Below are 5,280 nucleotides of genomic sequence, written 5' to 3' on the forward strand. Positions count from 1 at the left end.
GGCGGCCCCCGCCGGTACGCAGCCCTCCGCCCCCGCGACCGTGAGCGAGCCGACCGCCCGCGCCACGGCGACGACCGGGACCGGGGCATCGGCCACCGCATCGCGGCCCTCGACCGGGACGTCCGCGGCCCCCGTCACCTCGGCCCCCGCCACGACCAGCGCGGCCCCGGGCAACTCCGGAAACAAGCAGGGGCGGGGCCAGGGGGCGACGAAGCACCCCAAGTGAGGGACGGGACACGGCCGTTCCCCAACTGGCGGGTTCCCTCGGTAGGTTGATCCTGCTGAAGGGTGTCACCCCGGCCCGCGAGCAGCGTCTCCGTGAACTCGGCGCCCGGATCACGAACAACGGCAACCAGCTCTTCCGGCACATCGACACCGCCTGTACGGAAATCCGCCAACGCCGGTCCTGAAACCGCTCCTTGTCCCACCACTCCCCTCGCCTCACAATGCCCATGACAAAATCTGTCGCAATGAGGGGACCCCCACATGAAGAAGCCTCTCGGCGCCGTGGTCACCGCGCTGGTGCTCGCCGGATCCGGCGCGGCACCGGCGGTCGCGGCGTCCGCGCCGGCCCCCGCGGTCACGGCGGTCAACTTCGCCGGCACCGTCTCGCTGAGCAACTGCTCCGGCTCGGTCATCCGCTTCCCGAACTCCGCGGACACCGACCCGGCGCTGGTCATGACCAACGGCCACTGCCTGGAGACCGGATTCCCCGAGCCCGGCGAGGTCATCACCGGCCAGTCCTCCAGCCGTACCTTCGGTCTGCTGAACTCGGCCGGCACCAAGGTCGCCACGCTCCGCGCCAACCAGGTCGTCTACTCGACCATGACCGACACGGACGTCACGATCTACCGCCTGACGACCACGTACTCCGCGATCAAGAGCTCCTACGGCATCAGCCCGCTCACCGTGCAGGACACCCACCCGACCGCCGGCACCGCGATCACGGTGGTGTCCGGCTACTGGAAGCGGACCTACGCCTGCAACATCGACGGGTTCGTCTACCGCCTCAAGGAGGGCGACTGGACCTGGAAGGACTCCGTCCGCTACACCTCCGCCTGCCAGACCATCGGCGGCACCTCGGGCTCCCCGGTGATCGACAACGCCACCGGCAAGGTCGTCGCCGTCAACAACACCGGCAACGAGGACGGCGAGCGCTGCACGGAGAACAACCCGTGCGAGGTCGACGCGAACGGCAACGTCACCGTCCGCGAGGGCATCAACTACGCCGAGGAGACCTACCAGATACCCGCCTGCTTCACTACCGGCAACAAGCTCAACCTCAACGCCAGTGGGTGCGTGCTGCCCAAGCCGTAGGTCAGGCCCGGGTGGCGTTCCGTCGTACGGGACTACGACGGACCGCCCGTCCCGCCAGCACGTCCGTGCGCCGACCGTCCTCGATCACGAACTTCCCGTCCACGAAGACGTACGGAATGCCCGTCGGCAGGGTGCGCGGCTCCTCGAAGGTCGCCCCCGGCGCCACCGTCGCCGGATCGAAGAGCACCAGGTCGGCCCGGTAGCCCTCACGGACCAGTCCCCGGTCGGGCAGCCGCAGCCGCGCCGCAGGGCGCGAGGTGAGGTGCGCGACGCACTCCTCCAGCGACAGCACCCCCAACTCCCGTACATAGCGGCCGAGATACTGCGGGAAGGTGCCGTAGGCCCGCGGATGCGGCTTGGTGCCCTGCAGGATGCCGTCCGAGCCGCCGGTGTGGACGCGGTGCCGCATGATCTGCCGCACGTTCTCCTCGTGACCGACGTGCTGGAGGATCGTCGAGCCCAGCCGGTCCGCGAGCAGCAGGCGACGGGCGGTGGTCCAGGGGGCCTCGCCGCGCGCGTCCGCCGACTGCCGGACCGTACGGCCCACGAAGTCCGCGAGGCCGGGATCCGTCACCCCGGAGATCTCGATCGTGTCCCACTCGATGGGCACGCCGTGACAGCCGTCCGAGCCGACGACCTCCAGGTCGTGCCGGATGCGTTCGGCCGTGTCGTCGTCCTCCAGCCGCTTGAGGATCGCCTCCGGCCCGCCCTCGCCCGCCCAACTGGGCAGCATCGCCACGAGGGTTGTGCAGCCGGGGGTGTAGGGGTACGTGTCCAGGGTGATGTCCGCCCCGGACGCCAGCGCCTCGTCCAGCAGCGACAGCAGCTCGGGCGCGCGGCCCTTGTTCACCCCGAAGTTCATGGTGGCGTGGGCGAGATGGAGGGAGCAGCCCGCCTCTCGGGTCAGGGCCACCATCTCCTCGTAGGCCTCCAGCGCGCCGGCCCCGTAACTGCGGTGGTGCGGGCAGTAGTAGCCGCCGTACGACGCCACCACCCGGCACAGCTCGGTCAGTTCGGCGTCCTTGGCGTACATGCCGGGCGTGTAGGTCAGCCCGGAGGACATGCCGACCGCGCCCTGCTCCATCCCCTCGGCGACCAACTGCCGCATCCGGTCCAGCTCTTCAGGCGTCGCCTCCCGGTCCTCCCAGCCGACGGCGAGCATCCGGACCGTGCCCTGCGGGACGAGATAGGCCGCGTTGACGGCGATCCCCCGGTCGAGGCGGTCCAGGTACTCGCCCACCGACCGCCAGTCGAAGTCGATGTCGTCGCCGTGGCCGTTCCAGCCGGTGATCGCGCCGCGCACCTCGGCGAGGGTGCGGTCGTCGACGGGGGCGTACGACAGCCCGTCCTGGCCCAGGACCTCGAGGGTGACCCCCTGCGCGGCCTTGGCGCTGTGGTCGGGGTCGCGCAGCAGGGCGAGGTCGCTGTGGGCGTGCATGTCGATGAAGCCGGGGGAGAGGACCAGCCCCTCGGCGTCCAGCTCCCGCACGGCCTTGGGCCGCAGACAGCCGGCCGCGGCCGCCTCCTTGACGATCGAGACGATCCTGCCGTCGTCGATCACCACGTCCGCGCGGTACGACGGCTCACCGCTGCCGTCCACGACGTCCGCGTCCCGGATGACGAGCTCCTCCATCGCGGACTCCCTCTAGAAGAACGTACGGATGTAGTCGACGACCGTGCCGTCCGCCTCGACCAGCGGGATCAGCTGCCACTTGTCGAAGGACGTGCACGGGTGCGACAGCCCCATCCCCACCCAGTCTCCGACCTCCAGGTCCGCCTCTCCGGTCGTCCGCAGCCACGCGTGCTGGTCGGACAGACCGGTCACCGCCACCCCGGTGGCCGGGCGCTCGGTGCCGTCCCGGCGGACCACCTGGGCGAAGGGCAGGTCGAGGTCGTGGGCCGCGTCCCGCTTGCCGGCGTTGGCGAAGGCCTGCTCGGCGGAGGGCCGCGAGACGACCTGCGCCCAGAGCCGGAAGGCCGGCTCCAGGGCACCCTCGTCGGGCACCCGGTTGAAGGGCGTGACCTTCCGGTAGTGCCCGTCGTCGTGCGAGACATAGGCGCCCGAGCGCAGCAACTTCAGTACGGGAGAGGAGAGTTCGGGAATCTCCGCGAACACGTCGGCCACCGCGTCGAACCAGGCGCTGCCGCCCGCGCTGACGACGATCTCGTCGAGGCCGGTGAAACGCCCCGCCTTGTCGAAGTCGACGGCGAGCGCGACCAGCCGCCTCAGCCAGGCGTGCACCCGCTCGGGATCGGCCCGCGGCACCTCGCCCTCGTAGCCCGCCACCCCGACGAGCCGCAACGTCCGCGTCCCGGCCACCGCGTCGGCGACGGCCGCGCACTCCGCGTCCGTACGGACACCGGTACGGGCGCCCTCACCGGCGCCGAGCTCCACGACGACGTCCAGCGGGCGGGTGGCCCCCTCCAGCGCCGCGTCCATGAGCTCGACCCCGCGCACGGAGTCGACGTAACAGACGAACCGGAAGTCCGGGTCGGCGTCCAGCTCGCCGGAGATCCAGCGCAGGGCGGCGGCGTCCACGAGCTCGTTGGCGAGGAAGACCCGCCGGATCCCGAACCGGCGGGCCACCCGCACCTGGTGCGGCACCGCCAGCGTGATGCCCCAGGCGCCGCGCTCGATCTGCTGCCGGAACAGCTGCGGCGCCATGGAGGTCTTGCCGTGCGGGGCGAAGGAGAGGCCGTGGCGGACGGCGTACGTCTCCATGAGCGCGAGGTTGTGCTCCAGGCGCTCGGCGGACAGCGCGAGGACGGGGGTGGTGAAGCCGTCGGTGAAGAGGTTGCGGCGCTGGGCGGCCAGCTCGCCGACGGTCAGACCCTCGGCGTCCGGCGGGAGGCCCTTGAAGCGGTGGTCGACACGTTCCCCGGAGAGGCTCGCCAGGGCTTCGGAGGGACTGTCGGCTGTCATGGAAGCCTCCCTGATCTGGCCTGTTGCAGTGTGTGCAACATCCATTGCGTATATCGCTCACTGCTGTCTAACATCTCGGCCAACGCGGGGTCAACGGAAGCAGTCCCCGCATCCGACCCGGGAGCCACCACCATCGTGACCGCCAGCGGACCCAGCAGTACCGGCGACGGCGTGGACGTCGTCGCGCTCGGCGAGTCCATGGTCGCCTTCCTGCCCTCCCGCCCGGGCCGCCTCGCCGACGTCCCCTCCTTCGACCGCGCCATCGGCGGCGCCGAGTCCAACGTGGCGTGTGTCCTGGCGGCCGCCGGTCATGCCGTGCGGTGGGTGAGCAGAGTGGGCGCCGACGGCTTCGGCGACCACCTCGTCCACACCGTCGCGAGCCACGGCGTCGACGTCTCCGCCGTGCACCGGGACCCCGCCCGCCCCACCGGCGTCTACTTCCGCACGGCCGGCGACCGGGCGACCGACGCGCACGAGGTGGCGTACTACCGCGCCGGCTCGGCCGCGTCCGCGATGACCGTCGAGAACGTCGACCTGGCGGCGGTGCGGGCGGGCCGGATCCTGCACCTGTCCGGGATCACGGCGGCACTGTCCGACGGCTGCCTCGCCCTGATGCGCGAGCTGACCGCACCGCGTCCGGCGCGCCCGCTGATCTCCTTCGACGTGAACTACCGCGCCGGACTGTGGCCGCACGCGCACGGCGCGCGCGTGCTGCAGGACCTGGCCCGCCGGTCCGACATCGTCTTCGTCGGCGAGGACGAGGCCGAGCACGCCTGGGGCGTCACCGGCGGACCGGCGGCCGTCCGCCAGGCACTGCCCGAACCGGCGGTCCTGGTGGTCAAGCAGGGGGAGCGGGGAGCGACGGCGTTCACCGGACCGACGACCACCTTCGTGCCCGCCCTCCACGTCGACGTCGTCGCCTCCGTCGGCGCCGGTGACGCCTTCGCCGCCGGGTTCCTCTCGGCCACCCTCCGCGAGCTGCCCGTGCCCGCCCGCCTCCGCCACGGCCACCTCGCGGCCGCCGCCGCCCTCACCGTCCC

Annotated in this window: 5 protein-coding genes; 3 read left to right on the forward strand and 2 right to left on the reverse strand. The window is 71.8% G+C overall.

All coding sequences use genetic code 11. The features are described from left to right. Positions 1 to 272: 272 nt before the first annotated feature. Entirely contained in the window at positions 273 to 410 is a 138-nt protein-coding gene (locus tag GRC12_RS41650; RefSeq protein ID WP_208785650.1) for a hypothetical protein, read from the forward strand. A gap of 76 nt (positions 411 to 486) precedes the next feature. Next, on the forward strand, positions 487 to 1,317 hold the full coding sequence (locus GRC12_RS41655) for a trypsin-like serine peptidase (RefSeq protein ID WP_208785651.1): 831 nt from the start codon (positions 487 to 489) through the stop codon (positions 1,315 to 1,317). Between the two features lies 1 nt (position 1,318). On the opposite strand, the gene GRC12_RS41660 is transcribed toward GRC12_RS41655, so the two are convergent. Together GRC12_RS41660 and GRC12_RS41665 are read right to left on the reverse strand one after the other, a co-directional pair. Further along, entirely contained in the window at positions 1,319 to 2,950 is a 1,632-nt protein-coding gene (locus GRC12_RS41660; protein ID WP_208785652.1) for an N-acyl-D-amino-acid deacylase family protein, read from the reverse strand. A gap of 12 nt (positions 2,951 to 2,962) precedes the next feature. Then, positions 2,963 to 4,240 (reverse strand): amino acid deaminase, encoded by a 1,278-nt coding sequence (locus GRC12_RS41665; RefSeq protein ID WP_208785653.1) that lies wholly within the window; start codon positions 4,238 to 4,240, stop codon positions 2,963 to 2,965. A gap of 135 nt (positions 4,241 to 4,375) precedes the next feature. Here GRC12_RS41665 and GRC12_RS41670 point away from each other — a divergent pair. Beyond that, positions 4,376 to 5,280, forward strand: a 905-nt coding sequence (locus GRC12_RS41670; protein WP_439959946.1) for a sugar kinase, incomplete at its 3' end; no start/stop codon positions are given.

The sequence above is a fragment of the Streptomyces griseorubiginosus genome (assembly GCF_017614965.1).
GTDB classification, from domain to species: Bacteria; Actinomycetota; Actinomycetes; order Streptomycetales; family Streptomycetaceae; genus Streptomyces; species Streptomyces griseorubiginosus_B.